At 38.8% G+C, this 24,987-nt stretch carries 24 protein-coding genes and 2 riboswitches; of the genes, 2 read left to right on the top strand and 22 right to left on the bottom strand.

What is annotated here, in order from left to right; all coding sequences use genetic code 11:
* The first annotated feature begins 3 nt into the window (after positions 1-3).
* Entirely contained in the window at positions 4-309 is a 306-nt protein-coding gene (locus tag FHY45_RS14470) for a c-type cytochrome (protein WP_066106511.1), read from the top strand.
* 98 nt (positions 310-407) lie between these two features.
* On the opposite strand, the gene FHY45_RS14465 is transcribed toward FHY45_RS14470, so the two are convergent.
* The 18 genes from FHY45_RS14465 to FHY45_RS14385 all read right to left on the bottom strand — a co-directional run bounded on the left by FHY45_RS14465 (position 408) and on the right by FHY45_RS14385 (position 19,595).
* Complete coding sequence (locus tag FHY45_RS14465; RefSeq protein ID WP_077248115.1) at positions 408-1,289, bottom strand: mechanosensitive ion channel family protein; 882 nt, start codon at positions 1,287-1,289, stop codon at positions 408-410.
* A 396-nt stretch (positions 1,290-1,685) separates the two neighbouring features.
* Positions 1,686-3,083 (bottom strand): Fe-S cluster assembly protein SufB, encoded by a 1,398-nt coding sequence (gene sufB, locus FHY45_RS14460; protein WP_066106507.1) that lies wholly within the window; start codon positions 3,081-3,083, stop codon positions 1,686-1,688.
* 63 nt (positions 3,084-3,146) lie between these two features.
* A complete protein-coding gene (sufU, locus tag FHY45_RS14455) occupies positions 3,147-3,581 on the bottom strand; it encodes a Fe-S cluster assembly sulfur transfer protein SufU (RefSeq protein WP_139892267.1) in 435 nt (144 codons plus the stop codon).
* Positions 3,571-4,800 (bottom strand): cysteine desulfurase, encoded by a 1,230-nt coding sequence (locus FHY45_RS14450; protein ID WP_066106501.1) that lies wholly within the window; start codon positions 4,798-4,800, stop codon positions 3,571-3,573. Before FHY45_RS14450 ends, sufU begins: the two co-directional genes overlap by 11 nt.
* A complete protein-coding gene (gene sufD / locus FHY45_RS14445) occupies positions 4,800-6,104 on the bottom strand; it encodes a Fe-S cluster assembly protein SufD (protein WP_066106498.1) in 1,305 nt (434 codons plus the stop codon). The genes FHY45_RS14450 and sufD overlap by 1 nt, the downstream gene beginning before the upstream one ends.
* 17 nt (positions 6,105-6,121) lie before the next feature.
* Complete coding sequence (sufC, locus tag FHY45_RS14440; RefSeq protein ID WP_066106490.1) at positions 6,122-6,907, bottom strand: Fe-S cluster assembly ATPase SufC; 786 nt, start codon at positions 6,905-6,907, stop codon at positions 6,122-6,124.
* A gap of 359 nt (positions 6,908-7,266) precedes the next feature.
* Entirely contained in the window at positions 7,267-7,419 is a 153-nt protein-coding gene (locus FHY45_RS20605; RefSeq protein WP_175354290.1) for a YuzK family famiily protein, read from the bottom strand.
* Between the two features lie 293 nt (positions 7,420-7,712).
* A complete protein-coding gene (locus FHY45_RS14435) occupies positions 7,713-8,546 on the bottom strand; it encodes a MetQ/NlpA family ABC transporter substrate-binding protein (protein WP_066106487.1) in 834 nt (277 codons plus the stop codon).
* A 13-nt stretch (positions 8,547-8,559) separates the two neighbouring features.
* Positions 8,560-9,228, bottom strand: a complete 669-nt coding sequence (locus FHY45_RS14430; protein ID WP_066106484.1) for a methionine ABC transporter permease — start codon at positions 9,226-9,228, stop codon at positions 8,560-8,562.
* A complete protein-coding gene (locus tag FHY45_RS14425) occupies positions 9,225-10,256 on the bottom strand; it encodes a methionine ABC transporter ATP-binding protein (protein WP_139892265.1) in 1,032 nt (343 codons plus the stop codon). Before FHY45_RS14425 ends, FHY45_RS14430 begins: the two co-directional genes overlap by 4 nt.
* Before the next feature lie 113 nt (positions 10,257-10,369).
* A riboswitch (SAM riboswitch) is annotated at positions 10,370-10,481 on the bottom strand.
* 94 nt (positions 10,482-10,575) lie between these two features.
* Positions 10,576-11,895, bottom strand: coding sequence for an O-acetylhomoserine aminocarboxypropyltransferase/cysteine synthase family protein (locus FHY45_RS14420; RefSeq protein ID WP_066106478.1), 1,320 nt, complete (start codon positions 11,893-11,895; stop codon positions 10,576-10,578).
* 86 nt (positions 11,896-11,981) lie between these two features.
* Positions 11,982-12,086: riboswitch (SAM riboswitch) on the bottom strand.
* A gap of 277 nt (positions 12,087-12,363) precedes the next feature.
* Entirely contained in the window at positions 12,364-12,645 is a 282-nt protein-coding gene (locus FHY45_RS14415) for a thioredoxin family protein (protein WP_066106475.1), read from the bottom strand.
* Positions 12,620-13,015: a toprim domain-containing protein gene (locus FHY45_RS14410; protein WP_139892263.1), complete on the bottom strand. Its 396-nt coding sequence runs from the start codon at positions 13,013-13,015 to the stop codon at positions 12,620-12,622. The genes FHY45_RS14415 and FHY45_RS14410 overlap by 26 nt, the downstream gene beginning before the upstream one ends.
* A 170-nt stretch (positions 13,016-13,185) precedes the next feature.
* On the bottom strand, positions 13,186-13,569 hold the full coding sequence (gcvH, locus tag FHY45_RS14405) for a glycine cleavage system protein GcvH (RefSeq protein WP_066106469.1): 384 nt from the start codon (positions 13,567-13,569) through the stop codon (positions 13,186-13,188).
* Between the two features lie 72 nt (positions 13,570-13,641).
* Complete coding sequence (locus FHY45_RS14400; protein ID WP_066106466.1) at positions 13,642-13,995, bottom strand: arsenate reductase family protein; 354 nt, start codon at positions 13,993-13,995, stop codon at positions 13,642-13,644.
* A 142-nt stretch (positions 13,996-14,137) separates the two neighbouring features.
* A complete protein-coding gene (locus tag FHY45_RS14395) occupies positions 14,138-15,922 on the bottom strand; it encodes an acyl-CoA dehydrogenase family protein (protein WP_139892262.1) in 1,785 nt (594 codons plus the stop codon).
* 66 nt (positions 15,923-15,988) lie between these two features.
* Positions 15,989-17,167, bottom strand: a complete 1,179-nt coding sequence (locus tag FHY45_RS14390) for an acetyl-CoA C-acetyltransferase (RefSeq protein WP_139892261.1) — start codon at positions 17,165-17,167, stop codon at positions 15,989-15,991.
* A 37-nt stretch (positions 17,168-17,204) separates the two neighbouring features.
* Complete coding sequence (locus FHY45_RS14385; protein WP_373925483.1) at positions 17,205-19,595, bottom strand: 3-hydroxyacyl-CoA dehydrogenase/enoyl-CoA hydratase family protein; 2,391 nt, start codon at positions 19,593-19,595, stop codon at positions 17,205-17,207.
* A 179-nt stretch (positions 19,596-19,774) separates the two neighbouring features.
* Here FHY45_RS14385 and FHY45_RS14380 point away from each other — a divergent pair, with 179 nt between their 5' ends.
* Positions 19,775-19,903: a YuzL family protein gene (locus tag FHY45_RS14380; protein ID WP_077248114.1), complete on the top strand. Its 129-nt coding sequence runs from the start codon at positions 19,775-19,777 to the stop codon at positions 19,901-19,903.
* A gap of 101 nt (positions 19,904-20,004) precedes the next feature.
* Here FHY45_RS14380 and arcC read toward each other — a convergent pair whose 3' ends face one another.
* From arcC to arcA, 4 genes are all read right to left on the bottom strand, one after another.
* Positions 20,005-20,967 (bottom strand): carbamate kinase, encoded by a 963-nt coding sequence (gene arcC / locus FHY45_RS14375; RefSeq protein ID WP_066106453.1) that lies wholly within the window; start codon positions 20,965-20,967, stop codon positions 20,005-20,007.
* A 44-nt stretch (positions 20,968-21,011) separates the two neighbouring features.
* A complete protein-coding gene (gene arcD, locus FHY45_RS14370) occupies positions 21,012-22,427 on the bottom strand; it encodes an arginine-ornithine antiporter (protein ID WP_066106450.1) in 1,416 nt (471 codons plus the stop codon).
* Between the two features lie 70 nt (positions 22,428-22,497).
* On the bottom strand, positions 22,498-23,508 hold the full coding sequence (argF, locus tag FHY45_RS14365) for an ornithine carbamoyltransferase (RefSeq protein ID WP_066106447.1): 1,011 nt from the start codon (positions 23,506-23,508) through the stop codon (positions 22,498-22,500).
* A gap of 48 nt (positions 23,509-23,556) precedes the next feature.
* A complete protein-coding gene (gene arcA / locus FHY45_RS14360) occupies positions 23,557-24,789 on the bottom strand; it encodes an arginine deiminase (protein ID WP_066106443.1) in 1,233 nt (410 codons plus the stop codon).
* Between the last annotated feature and the right edge of the window lie 198 nt (positions 24,790-24,987).

Raw genomic sequence — 24,987 nt, 5'->3', positions numbered from 1 at the left:
CCTATGTACAAAAAAGCCCTCTTACTGGCAGGCTTAGTTTTTTCTTTAACTGCATGCTCTTCTGGTAATGAAGAAGAATCACAAAAACCACTAACAGAAGAAGAAAAAATATATGCCAATAACTGTGCTTCCTGCCATGGCAATGCTTTAGAAGGCTATGCCGGACCAAAGCTTGAGGATATCGGAAATAGTATGAGTAAGGATGAAATCCTGGATATAATCAATAACGGTGCGAAAGGAATGCCTGCAGGAATAATCAAAGGCGAGGATGCAGAGAAAGTTGCTGCATGGCTTGCTGAGAAAAAGTAGAATAGAGATTTAAAGAGAGATATGGAATCAATGGTTTATGGTTTAATGAAAATTAAACAGCACTAAGAAATGCCGTTACCACTACGTAACGGCATTTCTTAGTGTTCTATATAATCCTTTTGTCTATCTTGTACGGCAAATTGTTGCGATGCTAAACCAATACGATTTTCATACATTTTCTGCGCCATAACTTTCTTAGCCATTTGAGCTGCTTCCATATAGTACTCATCGCTTACTGTAGCTTTGATTGAAAATCGTAAGCCATACGGACTGCTATCTAATGAAGATAAGCCATGAACTTGATAGGGTTCGAGATATTCTCCGTTTAAATCAGTTTTGAGATAATGGATTTGCTTTTGGTTGAGTTCATCACATACCTCAGCAAGTAACTCTTCTATTTTTGCAGGATTCTCTTGGAAACTAACAATTACGCTCTCAAAAATTCTTCTCCTTTCAACATTTCCGTTTTCTACTTTGCGAATTTCACCATTTGGAACTGTCATTAGTTTTCCGTTAAGTAATCGGATTTTCACCACTCTAAATCCCATATCCTCTACTGTCCCACCATCTATTTCCCCATTTACGTGGACAAAATCCCCTCGCTGAAATTGTTTTTCGAATATCATAAAAAACCCTGCCAGAAGATCAGTCATAATTTTTTGGGCACCCAGTCCAACTACAATTCCTACCACTCCGCCGGCAACCAGTATATTTTTGATATCCACGAAGGGTTTAATCATGGCAAGAATAATAATAAAGAAACCCAAATAATTAGACGTGTTGCGTACTACAGATTCAATTGTTTGTTCCTTTTTCTCAATCAAAAAATTTGTATGCTTAAAGAACTTGTGAAGAATAAACCTGACGAGATAAATCAAAGCATAGGTGATGATAAAAGTGTATAGGATTGTTAATCCATAACTTTTGAGTTGAGGCCAATCAATGCTGATATAACTTTGTAACCTGTTAATAAAGTCCATATCTATCCTCCCTAATTATAAAAACAATATAAGGATTACTAAATACTACTAAATATTCTGTTATTATCCAAGTGTTATTGTTTAATAAAATCTAGTAGACCTATTTAAATAAAATAGAGGCAGATGCTATGGAGTCTAAATTATATGGTTCATGGCTAATATAAGTTGCATTGCTTATTCTTCCTTCGGTAAAGATGGGGCATAGCTGCGGCATAGGCGGATTATAGGTGGCTTCCTCCACCTTTCACACATCCTGCACCTTTACCCCGGTATAGGTGGGGCATAACTACGCCATAGGTAGGGTATAGGTGATTCCCCTTCAACTTTGGAGACGATAAAAAAAGAATCCGAAAATAAATTCGGATTCTTAATATAGTGGAAAGAGTTGTCTCAGTATTAACCGATAGAACCTTCCATCTCAAATTTAATTAATCTGTTCATTTCAACTGCATATTCCATTGGAAGTTCTTTTGTGAACGGTTCAATGAACCCCATAACGATCATTTCTGTTGCTTCCTGTTCTGAGATACCGCGGCTCATTAAATAGAAGAGCTGCTCTTCAGATACTTTGGAAACTTTCGCTTCATGCTCAAGTGAGATATTATCATTGTGGATTTCATTGTATGGAATCGTATCAGAAGTTGATTGATTATCCATAATGAGTGTATCACACTCGATATTAGAGCGTGCTCCATCAGCCCTTTTACCAAAGTGCACAACCCCACGATAGCTCACTTTACCGCCATGCTGAGAAATTGACTTAGATACAATTGTAGAAGATGTATTTGGAGCTAAGTGAATCATTTTAGCACCTGCATCCTGGTGTTGACCTTTACCTGCAATAGCAATGGAAAGCGTCATACCACGGGCACCCTCACCGCGTAAAATACAAGCTGGATATTTCATGGTAAGCTTGGAGCCGATGTTTCCATCTACCCATTCCATTGTACCGTGAGCATCTACTACTGTACGTTTAGTAACAAGGTTATATACATTGTTTGCCCAGTTTTGGATTGTTGTGTAACGGCAATAAGCATTTTCTTTAACAATGATTTCAACAACAGCACTGTGAAGTGAATTTGTTGTATAAACAGGAGCCGTACAGCCTTCTACATAATGTACGGACGCATCTTTATCAACGATGATTAAAGTACGCTCAAACTGACCCATGTTTTCAGAGTTAATACGGAAATATGCTTGCAATGGTGTATCTACTTTAATACCTGGTGGGACATAGATAAATGATCCGCCAGACCAAACTGCAGAGTTCAATGCAGCAAATTTATTATCAGATGGCGGAATTACTTTAGCAAAGTGTTCACGGAAAAGGTCTTCATTTTCACGTAAAGCGGAATCTGTATCTTTGAATACGATTCCCATTGCTTCTAAGTCTTCCTTCATGTTATGGTACACAACTTCAGATTCGTATTGAGCTGATACACCGGCTAGGTATTTTTGTTCAGCTTCAGGAATACCAAGTTTGTCAAATGTACGTTTAATTTCCTCAGGAACTTCATCCCATGATTTCTCGGACTTCTCAGATGGTTTTACATAATACGTAATCTCATCAAAGTTTAAATCTGAAAGATTGCCTCCCCATTGTGGCATTGGCATGTTATAAAAATGTTCAAGAGACTTCAAGCGGAAGTCAAGCATCCATTGTGGTTCGTTCTTCATACGAGAGATTTCTTCAACAATCCCTTTAGTTAAACCGCGTTTAGAACGAAAGATGGAAACGTCCTTATCATGAAAGCCATATTTATAATCACCGATATCAGGCATTTTTTTAGCCATCGATCGCTTCCTCCTTCTTACTTAGTTCTAGCTGTTTTTCACTCTCAGCTAAAACATGTCATTTTAGTTTTCGTTAAGCCCTTTTTCCATAGCTTTCCAAGCAAGTGTCGCACACTTAATACGTGCTGGAAATTTACTCACACCTTGAAGGGCCTCTATATCACCAAGATCAAGATTCCCTTCGTCATATTCCTTGCCCTGTATCATGTTCGAAAATATACCAGCAAGCTTTAATGCTTCCTCACTGCTTTTGCCTTTGACGATTTGAGTCATCATGGAAGCTGATGACATAGAGATGGAACAACCTTCTCCATCAAACTTTGCATCTTGCACAATACCATCCTCTACTTTAAGTGTAAGATGAATACGATCTCCACAAGTAGGGTTATTCATATCTATCACAAGACTGCCGTCTTCCAGGCTTCCTTTATTTCGTGGATTTTTATAGTGATCCATGATCACTTGCCTGTAAAGGGTATCTAAATTATTAGAAGCCATTACTGAAATACTCCTTTGTTTTAACGAGTCCTTCGACTAAACGGTCGATATCTTGTTCTGTATTATATACATAAAAACTTGCTCTCGCCGTAGACGAAGCTTTTAACCATTTCATAAGCGGTTGTGCACAGTGATGCCCGGCACGAATAGCTATTCCATCTGCATCCAGAACGGTAGCGACATCATGCGGATGAACATCCTCAAGGTTAAAAGTTACTACACCAGCTCTTGATTCCGGATTTTTAGGTCCATAGATTTGGAGCCCCTCTATACTTGATAATTTATCAAGTGCATAAGCAGCAAGCTTATGCTCATGCGCCTCTACATTATCAAGACCAATCTCATTCAAGAAATCAATTGCAGCTCCAAGTCCAATGGCACCTGCAATGATTGGAGTACCGCCTTCAAATTTCCAAGGCAGCTCTTTCCATGTAGAATCCTGCAATCCCACAAAATCAATCATCTCTCCGCCAAATTCGATTGGTTCCATATTCTCGAGGTATTCCTTTTTCCCGTACATGACACCAATGCCAGTTGGTCCACACATTTTATGTGCAGAAAAGGCAAAGAAATCACAGTCAAGATCCTGAACATCCACTTTCAAATGCGGAGTGCTTTGCGCACCATCTACAACCATTACTGCTCCATTTTCATGGGCAATTTTCGCAATTTCTTTAACCGGATTGATGACACCAAGCACATTCGATACGTGCATAACTGAAACGATTTTCGTGTTTGAAGTAATCACTTCTTTGACTGTTTCAAGTGAAATAGTACCGTCTTCTCCAAGCGGGATATATTTCAATGTCGCACCGGTTGCTTTAGCTACTTGCTGCCATGGAATGATATTACTATGATGTTCCATCATACTGATAACAATTTCATCACCAGCTTTTAGGTTAGCTTTCCCGTAGCTGGCAGCAATTGTATTAATCGAAGTCGTTGTCCCTCTTGTAAAGACAACTTCTTCGATGGATTTCGCATTAATGAACTTTCTTACCTTTTCACGTGCTCCCTCATAAGCATCCGTGGCCATCGTTCCAAGTGTGTGAACACCACGGTGTACATTAGAGTTATACCGCTTGTAATACTCATCAATAGTCTGAATAACGGATGCTGGCTTCTGCGAAGTTGCGGCACTGTCCAGATATACTAATGAATGACCATTGACTTTCTCATTTAAAATTGGGAATAGTTCTTTAATATTCGTTGGAATCATTATTTAACTTTCCTTTCAATTACCTCAGTCAACTGCTTTTTAACAGCTTCAACAGGTAATTGATTTACTACTGGGGCAAGGAACCCATGGATAATTAAACGTTCTGCTTCTGTTTTACTGATCCCTCTGCTCATTAAATAATAAAGCTGAATTGGATCCACACGGCCTACAGAAGCTGCGTGTCCAGCTGTTACATCATCTTCATCAATTAACAGAATAGGGTTTGCATCCCCACGTGCTTTCGGACTAAGCATTAATACTCTGGATTCCTGTACAGCATCAGCTTTAGTGGCACCATGTTCAATCTTACCGATACCATTAAAAATGGAGGATGCTTCATCCTTCATAACACCGTGCTTCAGGATATATCCATTTGAGTTTTTACCAAAATGAACAACTTTAGTTGTAAAGTTTTGAGTTTGTTTACCAGTACCAACCACTACTGTTTTAGTATCACCATATGAACCATTACCATGTAGGTTTGTAATATTCTCTGAAATAGTATTACCATCGTTCATTAAGCCCAATGCCCATTCCACTCGTCCATCATTTCCTACATATGCATTACGGTTTACATAGGTTTTCATATCTTTAGATAATGTATCAACTGCACCATATTTAACGACCGCATTGTTGCCGACGATAACCTCAGAAATGATATTTCCAATAGTCTCTTTGCCGTCAACCAATGAAATATAGTTTTCAACGTACGTTACGGAGCTGCTCTCTTCAGCAACAACAAGTACGTGATTATATAATTCAGTCTCAGCATTATCAATCATGAAGATAGCCTGGATGGGTTCTTCAATAACCACGTTGCGTGGGATATAAAGAAAAGCTCCACCATTAAAGAGTGCTGCATGTAAAGCTGTAAGCTTATTCGTTTTTACAGGAACACTTGTAGTCATGAAGTATTTTTGCAAAAGTTCAGGATGTTCTTTAGCAGCAGTCCTGATATCTGTAAAAATAACACCTTTATCTTTAAGTTCCTGAGATACTGTCAAATAAGCAGCTGTATTGTTTCGTTGTACATACAAACTTCTGTTCTCATCAGGATTGATCAGCTTTTTCACGTCTTCAGCAAGTTCATCAATAGATGTAAATGTCTCGCTTGTAACGGAGTTCACTTTCATATCCTCTAATTGCCATTTATCAATCTTCGTTTTATCAGGTCTCGGCATAGGTAGCTCAGCTGAGGCAGAAAGGGCGTCTAAACGGAAGCTTTCAAGCCAGGCAGGCTCACTATGTGCTTTTGAAAAAGATGATACAACATCTTTTTCGAGTAATGTAGTTTCGATTGTCATAACGATCCTCCTATTGCTTATGCTTCAATTCCTACTGTTTCGTCTTCAATACCTAATTCTTTTTTAATCCAGTCATATCCTTCTGCTTCTAAGCGTTGCGCTAGTTCTGCTCCACCGGATTTCACGATTTTACCTTGCATCATTACGTGAACATAATCTGGAGTAATGTAGTTCAATAAGCGTTGATAGTGAGTAATCATTAGGCAGCCAAAATCTTCGTTTCTCATTTGGTTGATTCCTTTGGAAACAACTTTCAGCGCATCAATATCTAAACCGGAGTCGATTTCATCAAGAATCGCAATGGCTGGTTGCAGCATTAATAATTGAAGGATTTCATTACGTTTCTTTTCACCGCCGGAAAAGCCTTCATTTAAATAACGTTGAGCCATATCTTGATCCATTTCTAATAGATCCATTTTTTTATCCATTTCTTTAATGAATTTCATTAAGGAAATTTCGTCTCCTTCTTCACGTTTACTGTTAATAGCAGAACGCATGAAGTCGGCATTAGTAACCCCAGTAATTTCACTTGGGTATTGCATTGCTAAAAATAGACCGGCACGAGCACGTTCGTCAACTTCCATTTCAAGAACATCTTCACCGTCCATTGTGATGGAACCACTTGTTACTTCATATTTTGGGTGACCCATGATAGCAGATGACAATGTAGATTTTCCTGTACCATTTGGCCCCATAATTGCATGGATTTCTCCACCTTTAACTTCAAGGTTTACCCCTTTAAGAATCTCTTTACCTTCTATTGAAACATGTAAATCTTTAATTGTAAGAACTGAACCAGCCATTCTTATACCTCCAATATATAGTCATCTAAAGTTTTAGATTATTTCTATTCTCAATTTATTCTCATTACAATCTTATAACAAATCAAATCTAGATTCAACTTTTTGAAACGAGAAAATTACATAAAATGGACATAATATTTTAACATAATACTTAGCTTTACTGACATTATAATGTTAATTTTCACGAAAGAAAAGAACCAGCATGATCTTTACCAACCACCCTGATTTTAAAGACGGCAGTAACATTTTTGCACTAATTGAAAACATAAAAACAGGTAGAAGGAGAAATTGATTTTTCTTCCGCTACCTGTTTTTATGATTATCACTTTTAGAAATATTCACTTTATCACTTGATTCATTTACCCATGTACTCTTCTATTCACATCATTTAAGATTTGATTACTCTTCATATAACTACGTTCACGCTTCTCTTCTACTTTCATACGCACTTCAAGATTCTGACTGTAAACTTCATAGCCAACTCCATGTGCCTGCCTCATCGCTTTTTCCATTTCATCTGTTACTCTAAGCTGTAACTGATTGTCAAAGATAATGAATCATTCCTTTCCATTTATTATAATAAGGGTATCACTTTGCAGAAGAACCCTCAAAGTCTATATACCACTCTGAGCACATCTTAAAAGTGATATTGCGTATTTCTTCTAGGAAATCCTTGATTATCCTGAAAAATAATACCAGAGAAGAAAATAATTCATTGGAAAAGCATCTTACAATTGCTTTTAAAACACCTATTATATAGATGAAAAAGGTGCAGCTAAATGAATAGCTGCACCTTCCTTTTCTATTATTTATTTGATGGGATAACGGACCCTTTGTAGTTTTCATTAATGAAATCCTGGATATCTTTAGAATGAAGAACTTCAACCAATGTTTTAATTTCTTCCTTATTCTTATCCTCAGATCTAACAGCAATAATGTTTACGTATGGATTATTATCAGCACTTTCCAATGCAATCGCATCCTCAGCTGGTACAAGATCCGCTTCAATGGCATAGTTGGAATTAATCAGTACTGCATCGCCTTCATCATTATTGTAAACCTGCGTAAGCATAGGTGCTTCAATATCCGTTTTAAACTTTAAATTCTTCGGATTTTCCGCAATATCATCCACAGTTGCTTTAGTTTTATCAATGCCTTCTTTTAGCTTTATTAAGCCTTCTGTTTCCAGCATAGATAACATACGCCCATGATCAGCTACTGAGCTGCTCATAATGATGCTTGCGCCTTTTGGTAGGTCATCCAGGCTGTCGTATTTTTTAGAATAAACACCAATCGGTTCAATATGGATTCCGCCTGCATTGGCGAAATCATACCCATTATCCTTCACTTGACTCTCAAAATAAGGGATGTGTTGGAAATAGTTAGCGTCAATTGAGCCATCTTCCAATGCTTTATTCGGCATTACATAGTCTGTAAATACTTCAACTTCAAGTTTAATACCTTTTTCTTCAAGAAGAGTTGCTGCTTCTTCCAATATTTCTGCATGTGGAACATTTGATGCGCCAATTTTAATCGTTTTTAGTTCTTTGTCCCCGGAATTGGATTCATCTCCTGATCCACCGCAGGCTGCCAATAATAGGGTTAATCCTAAAACAAGTATGAACGATAACTTTTTCACTTTGGTTTCCTCCCTAGCGCTTATCTAATTTTCTTGTTATAAAATCTCCAATAAATTGGAGAATAAACACAATAATCAATACTAAAATAGTAGCAACAATCGTGACATCTGTCTGTCCGCGGCTAAACCCTTCCAAATAGGCAAGGTTTCCAAGTCCGCCCGCACCAATCATACCTGCCATCGCTGTATAACCTACAAGCGCAATTGCCGTAACTGTGATACCAGAAACAAGTGCAGGCAGAGATTCAGGAATTAGCACCTTCCATATGATTGTAAAGGAAGTGGCCCCCATCGATCTTGCTGCTTCGATTACACCTTTATCAATTTCACGCAATCCAATCTCAACCATTCGCGCATAGAATGGAGCAGCACCTATAATTAAAGCTGGCAAAGCCGCATTGACACCGATAATACTTCCTACTAATGCCTTTGTGAAAGGAATTAACAACACGATTAGAATAATGAATGGAATGGAACGGAATATGTTAACGAAAGCACCTACAATTCCGTAAATCACTTTGTTTTCCCACATATTCCCCTTTGAGGTCAAGAATAATAGCAGACCCAATATAATTCCAAGGAAAAAAGTTGCGATTAATGAGACACCTGTCATATACAAGGTTTCCCATGTCTTTTCATAAATTCGTTCCCAAACTACATTTGGTAATAATGTTTCCATCATTCTGAAATCACCTCCACACCAATTTCCTGATTGTGGAGATAGTCAATCGCTTTCACCACTTCAGCAGCATCACCGTCTACATGAATAAATAACGTTCCATAGGACCCGTGCTGAGTCTGCGATATTTTACCCTGCAATATGTTTACATTGATTTTGTAAGAGCGGATAACCTCTGATAAAACAGGGGTTTCAGCTGATTCGCCAATAAAGGATAATTGTACAACTTTCCCCGTCGGATATTCAGCAAGCAAATGCTCAATCGTCTCTTTCGTTTCTTCTGGCTCAGTCACTTGCTGTACAAATCGTTTAGTAATCGGAGCATTTGGTTTTTTAAATACATCAAGTACTTTTCCGCTCTCGACCACTTTCCCCATCTCCATCACAGCAACGCGATGACAGATTTTACGAATAACATGCATTTCATGTGTAATTAATACGATTGTCAAGCCAAGTCTTTTATTTATATCAACGAGCAAATCCAAAATATCGTCTGTAGTCTGAGGATCAAGTGCTGATGTCGCCTCGTCACAAAGAAGAACCTGTGGATTGTTCGCTAATGCGCGCGCTATACCGACCCGCTGCTTCTGACCGCCGCTCAACTGAGATGGATAAGCATTTTCACGGCCATCTAATCCTACCAGACTTACAAGTTCCTTCACTCTTTCTTTACGTACCTTGCTTGGTACGCCCGCAATTTCTAAAGGAAACTCTATATTTTCGCTGACTGTCCTTGACCAGAGGAGATTAAAGTGTTGAAAAATCATACTTATTTCCATTCTGGCTTTTCTTAATTCAGCGCCTTTTATAGCAGCCATATCTTTGCCTGCCACCAAGACACTGCCTTCTGTTGGCTTCTCTAAACCGTTCAGCATTCTAATGAGGGTACTTTTTCCCGCACCGCTGTACCCAATAATTCCAAAGATCTCGCCTTTTTCAATAGATAATGAGACTTGATCCACTGCTTTGACAGCTGATGAACGTTTAAATGTTCCTGAGAAGGTCTTCGATACATCACGTAATGTAATCATGAAAAGTTCACCTGCTCTTTCTATCAACCTATAATTAAAGAATAACTTCAGTTAAACAAAAATGCCTTTCTGCGGAGGCAGAAAGGCATGATTTATTTATAACATGTTCCTTTCTCTCATCTCCCAGGATTTATTATCCTGTGTGAATTGGCACCTTTTCAATCATAAATGATTGCCGGTTGCCGGGCGTCAAAGGGCACTTCCCTCGGCCTCTCTTGATAAGAGTACTTAAACTATTCAATTAAATCTAACTGTCTGCTATCCTATCATGTTGAAGAAAGAACTGTCAACACCAAAGTCTGCATAGCATGTTCAATATTTATTTCACAACCACCTCAGTGGAAGCTATACCTGTTGCTTTTTCAATCGCAAGCTCCAATTCTTCAATTAGATCTTCTGCATGTTCAATTCCAACAGACAGTCTGATTAAATCCTCCTGTACACCTGATGCTTTTAATCCCTCTTCACTTAGTTGCTGATGAGTCGTGCTTGCCGGATGGATAATTAGGCTCTTTGCATCTCCCACATTGGCCACATGGGACCACAGTTCAACGGAATCAATCAGTTTTTTACCTGCCTCACGTCCACCCTTTATTCCAAAAACAACGACTGCTCCAGCACCTTTGGGTAAATATTTCTTCGTTTTTTCGTAATCAGGGTGATCTGAATCTCCTGGATACAAGACCCACGATACAGCCGGATGCTGTTTTAAATAGTCAACTATTAATCTCGTATTGGCTACATGCTCCTTCATCCTCACATGCAGAGTTTCCAATCCGAGAATAAATTGAAAGGCATTGTACGGGCTTAAGGAAGGACCTAAATCTCTCAACAGCTGAACTCTGGCCTTTACAATAAATGCTGCTGCACCAATTGCTTCACTGTAAATCAGATCATGATAGCTTGGATCGGGTTCAGTAAAGCCCGGAAATTTAGATGAATTCCAGTCAAACTTCCCTCCATCGACTATGACCCCGCCTAATGTGGTTCCATTTCCAAGCAGCCATTTCGTAGCTGAGTGTACGACGATATCCGCTCCAAACTCAATCGGACGGGATAAATAAGGAGTTGCAAATGTATTATCAATGATTAACGGAATTCCAGCTTCATGAGCAATTTCCGCCACCCGTTCAATATCAAGAACCTGCAGGCTTGGATTTCCAATCGTTTCTCCAAAAATAGCTTTGGTCTTTGATGTAATCGCTTCTCTAAAATTTTCAGTGTCACTTGGATCCACGAACCTTACGTTAATACCATACTTAGGGAGAGTATTGGCAAATAAATTGTAGGTTCCGCCGTATAGAGTGGACGCAGAAATAATTTCATCACCTGCTCCCGCAATATTTAGGATTGAGAGTGTTATAGCTGCAGCACCACTTGATACCGCTAAAGCTCCAATGCCACCTTCTAATTCTGCTATACGTTCTTCGAATACACTTGAAGTTGGATTATGGATTCTAGTATAAATATAGCCAGTTTCAGCTAATCCAAATAAATCCGCAGCATGATCTGTGTCTTTAAATAAATAAGCATTCGTCTGGTAAATCGGCACGCTTCTCGCTCCAGTTACCGAATCCTGCTGCAATCCTCCGTGTATACCTACTGTTTCAAACCGATACTTCTTTTCTTCATTTGCCATTCTACATCTCTCCATTTCATTTTAAATAGAGAAGTGAGTAAATGAAAAAAACCTCTTCACAAGAAGAGGCAGGCATTTTCCATCTCTCCTTATCTCCCGGATTTATATCCGCTGGAATTGGCACCGTGTATTATAAAAATACCGGTTGCCGGGCTTCAACGGGCCAGTCCCTCCACCTCTCTTGATAAGAACCAAATATTAAGTTGTTAAAACTATAGCATATGGAAAAATATGAGTCAACTGATTATTCAGAATTTTTAAATTAAATAACAAAGAGCTTCTTTTACTATAATAAATGCCTCCAGTTAGCCACTTAACAATCGTCTAATCGGTTGAGATTACAGGCTATTATATAGAATTCTACAAATCAATTAAAACTTCTGACATAGACAGCGTAAAATAGAAACAGCACCTTTAAAAGATTCTAGTTAAATATTCATCGACATATTTCCTGAGAAATAACTGCTCTTATTCTGTAATTCTCTTTAATTGATCAACAAGATAGGGAACTGAGTGGAAGGCATAGATTTTCTCGATTGGCTGGTTATCCTTGATTAAAATGAGGCATGGTACACTCTGAATTTGATATTCTTCTGCAAGTTCCTTAGCATAGTTAAGATTGACTTTTTCCAAAGAGGCATTTGGGAGGACTTCCTTTGCAATATCAAGCATTTTACCTGCTAATTGACATGTTCCGCAAAGAGGAGTAAAAGTATAGATCGCTTTATTTATCGTGGTTTGATTGTTCATTTTTCATTACATCCTTCATTTGTTTTAAAAATTCGGCTTTTACATCTATATTGGCTGCCAAAAGAACCGTTGCTAAATGATATCTTGGCGCATTAGCAACTTCACGGTATGTACGATCAATATATATGTGAGATGCATTTGGCATTTCTCGTCTTAACTGTTTTCTCAGCTTTTCTCCGGATTCATCTGCATCAGCCAAAATATACACGTCTCTCTGTTCAAGTTCGTCTACTAATTCATCCAGTTTCGATAGACTGATGGTTCCATTTGTACATCTTATATCGACAGATTCGTTAAGTACAGATTGTATTTTTTGGCGGTCGGTAGAACCTTCCACAATAATTACTTTCTCACTTTGAGCATCCTGCATGATTGATCACCTTTTATTAGGAGAGTACGTTCTATGTGATTGGACAATTGCCTTCGTCTTTTTCATTATATGTATCTTACCCTAACATAGTGGAAAGTAACAATTGATCTAAAAACATAATAAAAAGGAAAGAAGCTGACGAATGACCCCAAACTTCTCCCCTCTATTGACTACTCTTCTTTAGTCGCTGTTTCGTATTGGCCAGCATCCATTAATTCATCATATTCGCTGATTTCGGATGGTTCAACAACTACCATCCATGCTTTTTCATATGGAGATTCATTAACATATTCTGGACTATCCGCTAATTCTTCATTTACTTCAACAACTGTCCCACTGATTGGCGCATACAATTCAGATACTGTCTTAACTGATTCTACACTGCCAAACGGTTCATTACGGGTCAATTGATCACCTATTTCCGGTAGTTCCACAAATACGATGTCTCCCAATTCTTTTTGAGCAAAATCAGTTATTCCAATTCGAATCTTACCATCCTCTTGTTTAACCCATTCATGCTCAGCTGTATAACGTAATCCCGCTGGAATGCTCATGATTTAATCCCCCCAAAATGTATGTATGGTTCCTATTTATCATGACATCAAACTGGTTATTTGACAATTGTTTCATGCCCAGATTTTCTGGTAATTTACCTCTTTGAATCCTACTGTTACTTTTTCTCCATCAAATGCGATTGGGCGCTTGATTAGCATCCCGTCTGATGCAAGCAAGGTAAGAATTTCATCTTCAGACATATCCTTCACTTTATCTTTTAACCCAAGTTCTCTGTATTTCATCCCACTTGTGTTAAAAAATTTCTGAAGAGACAATTCACTTTTTTGATAAATTATTTCTAGCTCTTCTTTCGATGGAGGATTTTGCGCTATATCAACTTCTTGATAGGATATTCCCTTTTCATCAAACCATTTCTTTGCTTTTCTGCATGTCCCGCATTTAGGATACCAGTATAATGTAATCATCGTTTTATCACCTCAATTGAAGCATACCACATTTTTTCATCTATCTTAAACGGATATACTTCTGCTCTAGAAAAGGTAACAGGTCTAACATAGCAGGAAAAGAAAAAGCCTGGTTTTCACCAGGCCTCCTTAGTATAAAGGATTAAACAGTGTAACGCTCAGCATCAACTAACTTTTCTGAAGCTTCACGTTTAAGTGCGATTACATTGATTGGTGTGAAACGTGTGAATTTACGTAAAGCTGATGTCATCATACGTAATGTATCACCAGTTTCTGTTGCCACTAATGTTTCTTTAGCATGCTTCTCGATTTCGCCAAATGCTTCCTGGCAGAAGATTTGAGTATAAAGAAGTTTTTGTTTGTTCTTTTCTAAGCCATCTTTTTTGATTGCTTTTTCTGTACGAAGAACAACTGATTCCATCGCATAAACGAAAGAAGCAATATCCGCAATATTAACAAGAATTTCTTGTTCTTTTTCCAGCTCAGTACCATATTTTTGCGCAGCCAATCCTGCAATCATAATACCAATCTTCTTAGCATTTTTCACAAGATGTTTTTCTTGATCAAGCGGCTCTGTACCTGGCTCTTCAGGCATAAGCATCATGAGTCCTTCAGACAGCTCCTGTGCTTTTTGTAATAACGGCAATTCACCTTTTAAAGCTTTTTTCAGGAATGTACCTGGTACAAGCAGACGGTTAATTTCGTTTGTTCCTTCAAATATACGGTTAATACGAGAATCACGGTACATTCTTTCAATTTCATACTCAGCCATAAATCCATAGCCTCCATGAAGCTGAACCGCTTCATCCACAACATAATCTAAAACCTCGGAAGCAAAGAACTTATTTAAGGAGCATTCGATTGCATATTCAGCAATTGATTTTGCTACTTCTTTCCCATCTTTTACTTCTTCATCACTTAGGCGGCTCATTCTTTCCTCGAATAAACCAACTGTCCTATAGACGGAACTTTCAGCTGCGTATATTTTGGAAGCCATTGTAGAGAGCTTTTCTTTTGTTAAATTAAATGAAGAGATTGGTGTTTTAAACTGTTGGCGTTGATTAGCATACGTAGCAGCTAATTCAAATCCTCGTTTGGAAGCACCAACAGCTCCTACTCCCAATTTATAACGACCGATATTCAAAATGTTAAAGGCAATTACATGACCTCTTCCTGCTTCTCCCAATAGGTTCTCAACAGGTACTTCTGCATCCTCAAGAATTAATGTTCTAGTTGAAGAGCTCTTAATCCCCATTTTCTTTTCTTCCGGTCCAGTAGACACACCTGGATACTCTCTTTCTACGATGAATGCAGAAAATTTGTCGCCGTCGATTTTTGCATATACGACAAATACATCAGCAAAGCCTGCATTTGTAATCCATTGTTTCTCACCATTTAAGACATAGTGAGTTCCTGCTTCATTCAATTTTGCTGTTGTCTTTGCGCCAAGCGCATCAGAGCCTGAGCTTGGTTCAGTTAAGGCATAGGCTGCCAGCTTTTCCCCGGTAGCTAATAATGGGAGGTACTTTTGTTTTTGTTCTTCATTACCAAATAAAACGATTGGCAAGGACCCGATCCCAACATGTGCTCCATGAGAAATTGAGAAGCCTCCTGCACGGGATAATCTTTCTGAAATAAGGGCGGAACTGACTTTATCCAAGCCTAATCCACCATATTCCTCCGGTACATCTGCACCTAATAGACCCAGTTCTCCAGCTTGTTTCAATAATTTTACAGAACGGTCAAACTCATGATTCTCTAAATATTCCACCTGAGGCAATACTTCATTTACTAAATATTCCTCAGTCGTTTTCGCAATCATTTTATGCTCATCTGTATAGTCCTCAGGTGTAAACATGTTTTCTGCATCAATATCTTCAATTAAAAACGCTCCGCCTTTTAACACTTCTTCTGTTTGATTAGCCACTTTTCTTCCTCCTGATTTAGAGATGACTGGACTCTTGTTGCCAATCATCTCATCGTTTATAAATTTTTATGCTAATAATTCAAATACACCAGCCGCGCCCATTCCTCCGCCAATACACATCGTTACGATTCCAAATTGCTCATTTCGGCGTTTCATCTCATGAAGGAGGCTCAATGTTAATTTAGCTCCAGTACACCCAAGCGGATGTCCTAATGCAATGGCGCCGCCATTTACATTCACTCTCTCCTCATCCAATCCAAGCTGACGAATTACCTGAATGGATTGAGAAGCAAACGCTTCATTCAATTCGAATAATCCAATATCAGATAAACTTAATCCTGCCAGCTTAAGAGCTTTTGGAATTGCTTCTACCGGACCGATTCCCATAAGTTCCGGCGGCACTCCTGCGACTGCAAAAGAACGGAATTTCAAAAGTGGCTTGAAACCATCTGCCTCGGCTTTTTCCCGGTCCATTAGTAATACCGCTGCTGCTCCATCACTGGTTTGTGAAGCATTACCGGCTGTTACTGTTCCCGTGAGTGAAAATGCAGGCCTCAGTTTAGCAAATACTTCCGTTGTTGTCCCTTCTCGAACTCCTTCATCTGTTGTAAATTGAACGGATCGCTCTTTTAATTTATGGTCTGATCCTACTTGACGAAAAGTGACATCAACAGGAACGATTTCATCTTCAAATTTCCCATCTCGAATGGCCTGCGCAGCTTTTTGGTGACTGCATACTGCAAAGGCATCCTGTTCCGCACGGGTAATCCCAAATTTCTTAGCAACTTCTTCAGCCGTATGACCCATACCCATATAGTATTCAGGAGCTGCTTCTGCCAGTTTGGAATTAGGACGAACTACATGTCCCATCATCGGAACCATACTCATCGATTCAACCCCACCGGAAATGACCGTTTCAGAATGTCCGAGCATAATTCGCTCTGCACCATAAGCAATGGATTGCAGTCCTGATGAACAGTAACGGTTGATCGTAATAGCCGGTACATTGTATGGTAATCCTGCCAAGGCACCGATATTACGAGTCACATTGAGCCCTTGCTCTGCTTCAGGCATTGCGCATCCAAAGATCATATCATCAATGGGTCCATCGTAATTTTCTGCTCGTTTTAGCGTTTCCTTTACTACTAATGCACCTAAATCATCTGGTCGAACATTTGCAAGAGTTCCTTTTTTGGCTCTGCCAACCGGGGTTCTGGCTCCGGCTACAATCACTGCTTCTCTCATGCCAATCCTCCTCTTAATCAATCAAAATACGGATCTATTAATTGCGTAATGGTTTTCCTTTAACAAGCATATGCTGCATGCGCTGCTGTGTTTTTCCTTCCTGGACAAGGCTGATGAATGCTTCTCTTTCTAAATCAAGCAAATACTGTTCATCCACTTCTGTTCCATAAGGCACCTTACCGCCGGCTAAAACATAGGCAATTTTTTGGGCAATCTTCAAATCGTGCTCTGAAATATAGCCTGAATACAGCATAGATTGTGCTCCTAGTAATAGAGCCGCATAACCTGGTTCTCCTGATACCGGAATTTTTTTGCGCACCGGCGGCTTATAGCCAGTATCATGTAAAGCAATAACAGCTTGTTTCGCATCATATAACTGATGATCTGGATTAAAACTGATTCCATCGTTACTATTCAGGAAGTTATTCTCTCTTGCTTCATCAGCGGAAGTAGATACTTGGGCAGTAGCAATCGTTTCAAACACTTTAATAGCAACTTTAGTAATATCGAAATCAATACCATTCGGTAAGCTATCCAGGTGTTTAATATATAGCTCTTTATTTCCGCCTCCGCCAGGCAACAAGCCGACACCCGTCTCAACCAATCCAATATATGACTCAGATGATGCCTGGATTTTCGCGGCTGGCAGGCAAATTTCAGCTCCTCCGCCAAGCGTCATATTAAACGGCGCCGCAACAACCGGTTTATTGCTGTATTTAATATTCATCATCGCTTGCTGGAATTGACGTGTAATCATTTCTACATCAAATATATTGTCGTCCTGTACTTCCATTAAAATCATAGCCAGATTGGCTCCAACGCAGAAGTTTTTGCCCTGGTTTCCGATAACTAGTCCTTTGTAGTTTTTATCCACTTCTTCAATTGCATAATTAATCATTTGAATAGTATCAAAGCCAATCGCATTATTAGGAGAATGGAATTCAAGCAAAGCTACACCATCACCAATATCAATCAGGCTTGCGCCGCTATTTTTCTTAATGACCCCTTTTTGTTTCTTAATCAACTTCAGATCTATGATTTTTTCATTTACTTCAACCTCTTGGTATTCGCCATTTGCATAATAAAGGGTTCCGTTATCCCCTTCTTTATAGAAGGTTGTGTTACCATTTTCGATCATTTGTGTAATCCATTCAGGAATATTGCGTCCTTCCTCCTGCATCCTGGCAACGGATTTCTCTAAGCCAATTGCATCCCAGGTTTCAAATGGTCCAAGCTGCCAGCCAAATCCCCATTTCATCGCCTGGTCGATTGCGACAATATCATCTGCAATGTCGCCAAGTAGTTCTGCTGAATAGAGTAAAGTAGGGCTGATTACATTCCATAGCAATTCACCGACACGATCTTTCGCATAAATAAGCGCTTTCAATTTTCTTGCGGCGCCTTTCTCCTGCTTTGCCATATCAAGCGAAGGTGCTTTTAGCTTTTTACGCTCTACATATTCCAAAGCGGACGGGTCGAGCTCCAGTATTTCTTTCCCTTTTTTCAGGAAGAATCCCTGCCCTGACTTACTTCCCAACCAGCCATTATCAAGCATCTTTTTCATAAATTCAGGTACTTCAAAAACGGATTTTTCCTCTTCATTATCTACATTGTCATAAACATTTTTAGCTACATGAGCGAATGTATCCAGTCCCACTACATCCAGCGTACGGAACGTTGCACTCTTTGGACGGCCAATTAAAGGACCAGTTACAGAATCCACTTCCCCGACACTGTAGCCTCGCTCCATCATTTCACGAACAGTAACCAATAAACCGTAAGTCCCAATTCGATTACCGATAAAATTAGGGGTATCTTTAGCAATTACAACCCCTTTTCCTAAAACATCTTCTCCAAATTGTTTCATCGCTTTAACTATTTCAGGCGATGTTGCTTCTGTCGGGATAATTTCCAAAAGCTTTAAATATCTAGGTGGATTAAAGAAATGAGTGCCAAGGAAATGTTTGCGGAAATCTTCTGAACGCCCTTCCGCCATTGCCTCAATGGAAATTCCGGATGTATTTGAACTAATAATACTGCCCGGCTTTCTATATTCGTCAATTTGTGAAAACACACTTTGTTTAATATCAAGTCTTTCAACAACGACCTCAATAATCCAGTCGCAATCATTAATTTTTGACAAGTCGTCTTCAAAGTTTCCTGGCTCAATTAAAGATAAATTTTTCTTGGAGGTTAACGGTGCAGGTTTTTGTTTAAGTAGTTTTTGAATGGACATTTGAGCCAATCGATTACGGACTTGCTTGTCTTCAAGAGTTAGCCCCTTTTTTCCCTCATCCGCGGTAAGTTCTCTTGGAACAATATCCAATAGCTTAACCGGAATTCCAATGTTGGCTAAATGTGCTGCAATCCCTGAACCCATGACACCTGATCCAAGTACAGCTACTTTTTTAATTTTAAGGTTCAACATTAATCCCCCTTTAATTTGAATGAATACTCATTCATTTTTATGACAAAAAAATATGGAATAAAAATCCTACATCTTTAACTATAAAAGATTTTCGAAAATTCCGCAATTAAAAAAGCCATAAAAATGGTAATTTGTTAGAAAGTTTTTATTTGGTCAAACTACTACTGGAGGTGAATTTAATGGCGAAGCTTAAAAAGAATCCAAGCAAAGAAGGAGTCAGTGCGGCAAGTGTAAAAGGCAATGCTGGTCCGCACCATGAAAAACATTATAATAAGGTAAACAGCCAAAATAACCAGTTTAAAAAATAGTCTGCACCTGTTTTATACTATGTACAAGGCGTACTTTTTCGCTCCTATTAAACGCACATAAAATACCCCAAATCTAATGATTTGGGGTATGTGTTTCATCATTATGCCATTACTGTCTCTTCCTGCATAGATATAATCGTTCCCGCATTTCCTTTCAATGCATCTAATGCTTTTTCGAGAGATGTAATAATAGTAGTACGGCCAGGTCTTGATTCTGCAAATTGAATAGCAGCTTCTACTTTAGGAAGCATACTGCCCGGTGCAAAGTGACCTTCTTCAGCCAATGCCTTTATTTCATTGGTTGAAATAGATTCCAGTTTTTGCTGATTAGGCTGATTGTAGTTTATGTAGATATTGTCTACAGCAGTCAAAATAATTAATGAGTCTGCATCCACTAATTCTGCTAACTTCTCAGAAGCAAAATCCTTGTCGATTACTGCCTCAACACCAATCAACTCGTCGTCAGATTGCATAACTGGGATACCGCCGCCTCCTGTAGAAATAACAATTTTTCCACTTTCCACAAGACTATTAATGCTCTTATGCTCCAGGATGCTGACCGGTTTCGGTGAAGGAACGACTCTTCTCCAACCTCTGCCTGCATCTTCCTTAAAGGAAGCACCAGTCTCCTGGATCAATTTCATCGCTTCCTCTTCTGTATAAAAAGGACCAATCGGTTTTGTAGGATTCTTGAAGGCGCCATCGTTTTCATCAACTACGACCCTTGTTACAATGCCCACTACATCTTTATGAATTCCTCTTTTGCTTAGGGCTTTGTCCATGGCATTTTCCAACCAGTATCCAATCATACCTTGTGACATCGCTCCGCAAGTATCAAGTGGCATTGCTGGATTTTTCTCTGAATCAGCCGCTTTTTGCTGAAGAAGGATATTTCCTACTTGTGGACCATTACCATGCGAAATGATAATATCCATTCCATTTTCAACAAGCGTTGCAAGCTGTTCAGCTGTCTTTTCTAGTGCCAGCTGTTGAGCCTTTGCACTGGCATCTCCGGATTGAATGGCATTACCGCCTAAAGCTATCACTACTTTTTTTCTTTCCATAGTTGATTCAATACCTCCAAAAATCAGTCTGTATTTAGAACTCATTAAATGGAAATAGTTCCATTGATCAATCCAACAATCGCCATACCGGCAAATACAACAAACGCTGCTGCAATAGCCAATTCTGTTTTCGTAAATACTTGTTTAATATTCGCTTCTTTCTGTACAGCTCTGTAAATCAGGATACCTGGTGCATATAAAAGCATAGTTAATAGTAAGTATCCAATACCGGCTGCATAAACCATCCAAACACCATATACACTTGCCACAATACCAACAATAATGTTTTTCACGCGATCTGCGGCAGTATCTTGTAAGGAATATTTCAATTGATAGAATGCTGTAAATGCATACGGAATTAAAATAGCTGAAGATGCCAATGAAAATGCAAAGTTATAAGCTTGCTCAGATACAAGGAATGTCAATAGGAACACTTGAATCAGACCATTTGTAATCCATAAAGAATTAGACGGAGCCCCATTTTTATTAACTTTTGCAAACCATTTAGGGAATAATTTATCCTTACCTGCTAAGTAAGGAATCTCGGATGCCAGCAATGTCCAGCCCAACCAAGCACCTAGGACAGAGACTATTAATCCAAGATTGATGAATGTTGCTCCCCATGGACCTACCATTTCTTCAAACACATATGCCATAGACGGATTAGCCAAACCGGCTACTTCTGCACGATTCATTGCACCGATAGACATAATATTAATTAATACGTAAATGATTAACGTACTAATCAAACCAATGACAGTCGCTTTACCAACATCCTTTTTGTCTTTCGCACGGCTGGATAAAACAACCGCTCCTTCAACCCCAATGAACACCCAAAGTGTTACAAGCATAGTGCTCTTTGTTTGGGACATAACATCACTAAATTTGAAGCCAGCACCAGTTCCCCAGAAGTCGTCTAAGAAAATATCCGCATTAAAAGCAAAAATACCAATAATGATAAATAGGAAAATAGGAACTAATTTTGCAATTGTTGTTATTGTATTTACAAGTGTTGCTGAGTGAACTCCTCGTAAAACTAAAGCATGCACAGCCCATAGCAATACGCTGGCACCAATGATTGCAGCTATGTTTTGTCCACCTTCAAACATAGGGATAAAGTAACCAATGGAAGAGAACAAAAGTGTAGCGTATGCTACGTTACCTAACCATGCAGACAGCCAGTAACCCCAAGCACTGTTGAATCCCATAAATTTACCAAATCCAGCTGAAGCATAGCTGTAAACTCCACCATCAAGATCCGGTCTTTTATCATTCAAGTTTTGGAAAGATAACGCTAGCGCGACCATCCCTATACCAGTAATTGTCCATCCTAAAATAATTGCACCGGGAGAAGCTGCACCAGCCATATCTGAAGCAAGGTTAAATGCTCCTCCTCCAATCATAGAACCTATAACAATGGCAATTAAGGCAAATAAGCCAATCTTTTTATCTTCTGCCATTTTTTCTTCACCTCGTTAATTTGATAATGGTAGCAGGGAATTGTGTAGAACCAATTCCCTGCTCATCTACTTATTCAATATTTCCTAATGTCAATGCCATTACAGATTTGATTGTATGCATTCTGTTTTCAGCTTGATCAAATACTTTGGAATGCTTGCTGCGGAAGACTTCATCTGTAACTTCCATTTCAGCTAATCCGTGCTCTTCATGAATCGCACGACCATAAGAAGTTTCTAAGTCATGGAATGCCGGTAAGCAGTGTAAGAAGATCACGTTGTCATTTCCAGTCATTTTGATCATATCCATATTCACTTGATATGGAGCTAATAAAGCGATACGTTCTGCGAACTTGTCTTCTTCTCCCATTGATACCCAAACATCTGTGTAGATAACATCAGCGCCGGATACTGCCTCTTCAACATTAGATGTGATTGTTACACGGCCTTGGGACTCTTTTGCTAATTCCTTAGCAAGTTCAACAATAGATGCTTCTGGGAATAAAGATTCCGGTGAACAGATACGTACATCCATACCAACTTTTGCACCGCCGACAAGTAAGCTGTTTGCTACGTTGTTACGGCCATCCCCAACATATACGAATTTAACGCCTTTTAAGTGGCCTACATTTTCTTTCACTGTTAAGAAGTCCGCTAAAGTTTGAGTTGGATGCCATAAATCTGTAAGACCATTCCATACAGGAACTCCGGAGTGCTCAGCCAAAGATTCCACTTTTGCATGTTCAAAGCCACGGAATTCGATACCATCAAACATACGGCCTAAAACTTTAGCAGTATCTTCAATAGATTCTTTTTTTCCAAGTTGGATATCATCTTTTCCAAGATACTCAGGATGAGCGCCTAAATCAGTACAAGCTACCGTAAAAGCACAACGTGTACGAGTTGATGGTTTTTCAAATAATAAGGCAATATTTTTACCTTCCATATAACGGTGAGGAATGCCTTGTTTTTTCTTTTCCTTTAACTCAGCAGCAAAATCAATCATGTGTAAGAATTCTTCTTCAGTGAAATCTTTCTCAGCCAAGAAACTTCTACCTTTAAGGTCTGGTCTTGTTTTAATCATTTTATATACTCCCTCCAACGATAACCTTTTAATCAACTAAATCTTTTATTAAATGTCTTCACGTACTAGAGGCATGCTCATGCAGCGTGGGCCCCCACGGCCACGAGACAATTCAGAGCTTTTGATTTCAATAACTTTTACACCATGTTTGCGTAAGCACTCGTTTGAGATATAGTTACGGTCATATGTAACAACTACACCAGGTGCAATCGCCAGTGTATTGGAACCATCATTCCACTGTTCACGTGGAGCTGCGATTTCATCTCCGTCACCACAAAGGATGATTTCAAGTTCAGGCAAGTTAAGCACTTCTTTTAAAGTCTCTTTAATGTCAGTACGGTGTGTGATATTTACATTAAATTCATCAGCGCCTTTTTCAAGGATGTAAATATTCATTTTACCGCCAGGTCCCTGAATCATCGGATGCATTGTAAATTTATTGTAGTCTACCATTGTAAATACAGTATCCAGGTGCATGAATGCACGGCAGCTAGGTATTTCAATAGCTATTACTTTCTTGAATTGATTTTGTTTATTCAAGATGCTAAGCGCGAATTTTTCGATTGCTTTAGCAGATGTTCTTGCTGAAACACCGATTGCGACTACTTCTGGGCTTAATACCAGTTCATCTCCCCCCTCAATTGGGTTATGATAAGTACGGTCAAGCCATACAGGAACATCTTTACCAGCAAAACGTGGATGATGCTTGATAATATATTCCATGAACATGGACTCTCTGCGTCTTGCAGGTTCGCGCATGTTATTAATTGTTAAACCGTTTCCGATAGCTGCTGCCGGGTCCCGCGTAAAATACAGGTTTGGCATTGGATCTGTATAGAATGGATAATGGTCTTCCATCAATTCATACAAATGTGTTTTTTTGCTGATCTCCAGTTCATTTTTGCGGATACCGGACATAATTTTGTCAACCATGTCTTCATTTGAAAATGATAATAAATACTCTTTAAGATTTTCAAATGTACCCTGTACCTTTGCATTGCTTTCTTCAAGCATGCGGCTAACAAATTCCTCTTTCACTTCAGGATTTGTAAGAGATTCTGCAGCAAGCTTCTCAAGGTATAAAACTTCTATTCCTTGATCTCTTAGTGTATTAGCAAAATAATCGTGCTCTTCCTGAATAATCGGCAAATAAGGAATATCATCAAACAATAGTCTCTCCAGATATTCCGGAGTAAGATTTTCTACTTCTTTTCCGGGACGCTTTAACATTACAGTTTTTAAAGTGCCGATTTCAGAAGTAACATGAATTGGATTTGTCATATTGCCTTTCCTCCTGCACACCTTATTTTTCTTACATTTTTAGTGTAAAGGAACGAAAAAAAGAGATTTGTGATTTTTTACACACAAAAAATGTGTAAATCCTCACATAAATCTCTTTAAATAGAAAAGTTTATGTATGAATATTCAATTAATTATTTTTAATTTCCTATTATTTCGCATAACTATGTATATTTTTTT

Source organism: Bacillus sp. D386, assembly GCF_006346415.1.
This window is presented reverse-complemented; position numbering and strand designations above follow the sequence as displayed.

What these genes read in the sequence shown, in the direction of transcription:
- FHY45_RS14400 (WP_066106466.1), bottom strand. Translation starts at nt 13,995, where the DNA reads ATGATTACATTATACTGGTATCCTAAATGCGGGACATGCAGAAAAGCA.
- sufU (WP_139892267.1), bottom strand. Translation starts at nt 3,581, where the DNA reads ATGGCTTCTAATAATTTAGATACCCTTTACAGGCAAGTGATCATGGAT.
- sufD (WP_066106498.1), bottom strand. Translation starts at nt 6,104, where the DNA reads ATGACAATCGAAACTACATTACTCGAAAAAGATGTTGTATCATCTTTT.
- FHY45_RS14415 (WP_066106475.1), bottom strand. Translation starts at nt 12,645, where the DNA reads ATGAACAATCAAACCACGATAAATAAAGCGATCTATACTTTTACTCCT.
- arcA (WP_066106443.1), bottom strand. Translation starts at nt 24,789, where the DNA reads ATGACAAATCCAATTCATGTTACTTCTGAAATCGGCACTTTAAAAACT.
- FHY45_RS14410 (WP_139892263.1), bottom strand. Translation starts at nt 13,015, where the DNA reads ATGCAGGATGCTCAAAGTGAGAAAGTAATTATTGTGGAAGGTTCTACC.
- arcC (WP_066106453.1), bottom strand. Translation starts at nt 20,967, where the DNA reads ATGGAAAGAAAAAAAGTAGTGATAGCTTTAGGCGGTAATGCCATTCAA.
- FHY45_RS14425 (WP_139892265.1), bottom strand. Translation starts at nt 10,256, where the DNA reads ATGATTACATTACGTGATGTATCGAAGACCTTCTCAGGAACATTTAAA.
- sufB (WP_066106507.1), bottom strand. Translation starts at nt 3,083, where the DNA reads ATGGCTAAAAAAATGCCTGATATCGGTGATTATAAATATGGCTTTCAT.
- sufC (WP_066106490.1), bottom strand. Translation starts at nt 6,907, where the DNA reads ATGGCTGGTTCAGTTCTTACAATTAAAGATTTACATGTTTCAATAGAA.
- argF (WP_066106447.1), bottom strand. Translation starts at nt 23,508, where the DNA reads ATGATTAAAACAAGACCAGACCTTAAAGGTAGAAGTTTCTTGGCTGAG.
- arcD (WP_066106450.1), bottom strand. Translation starts at nt 22,427, where the DNA reads ATGGCAGAAGATAAAAAGATTGGCTTATTTGCCTTAATTGCCATTGTT.
- FHY45_RS14470 (WP_066106511.1), top strand. Translation starts at nt 4, where the DNA reads ATGTACAAAAAAGCCCTCTTACTGGCAGGCTTAGTTTTTTCTTTAACT.
- FHY45_RS14390 (WP_139892261.1), bottom strand. Translation starts at nt 17,167, where the DNA reads ATGAGAGAAGCAGTGATTGTAGCCGGAGCCAGAACCCCGGTTGGCAGA.
- FHY45_RS14450 (WP_066106501.1), bottom strand. Translation starts at nt 4,800, where the DNA reads ATGATTCCAACGAATATTAAAGAACTATTCCCAATTTTAAATGAGAAA.
- FHY45_RS14380 (WP_077248114.1), top strand. Translation starts at nt 19,775, where the DNA reads ATGGCGAAGCTTAAAAAGAATCCAAGCAAAGAAGGAGTCAGTGCGGCA.
- FHY45_RS20605 (WP_175354290.1), bottom strand. Translation starts at nt 7,419, where the DNA reads ATGGAAAAAGCGATGAGGCAGGCACATGGAGTTGGCTATGAAGTTTAC.
- FHY45_RS14420 (WP_066106478.1), bottom strand. Translation starts at nt 11,895, where the DNA reads ATGGCAAATGAAGAAAAGAAGTATCGGTTTGAAACAGTAGGTATACAC.
- FHY45_RS14385 (WP_373925483.1), bottom strand. Translation starts at nt 19,595, where the DNA reads ATGTTGAACCTTAAAATTAAAAAAGTAGCTGTACTTGGATCAGGTGTC.
- FHY45_RS14430 (WP_066106484.1), bottom strand. Translation starts at nt 9,228, where the DNA reads ATGATGGAAACATTATTACCAAATGTAGTTTGGGAACGAATTTATGAA.
- gcvH (WP_066106469.1), bottom strand. Translation starts at nt 13,569, where the DNA reads ATGAGCATTCCAGCGGGATTACGTTATACAGCTGAGCATGAATGGGTT.
- FHY45_RS14465 (WP_077248115.1), bottom strand. Translation starts at nt 1,289, where the DNA reads ATGGACTTTATTAACAGGTTACAAAGTTATATCAGCATTGATTGGCCT.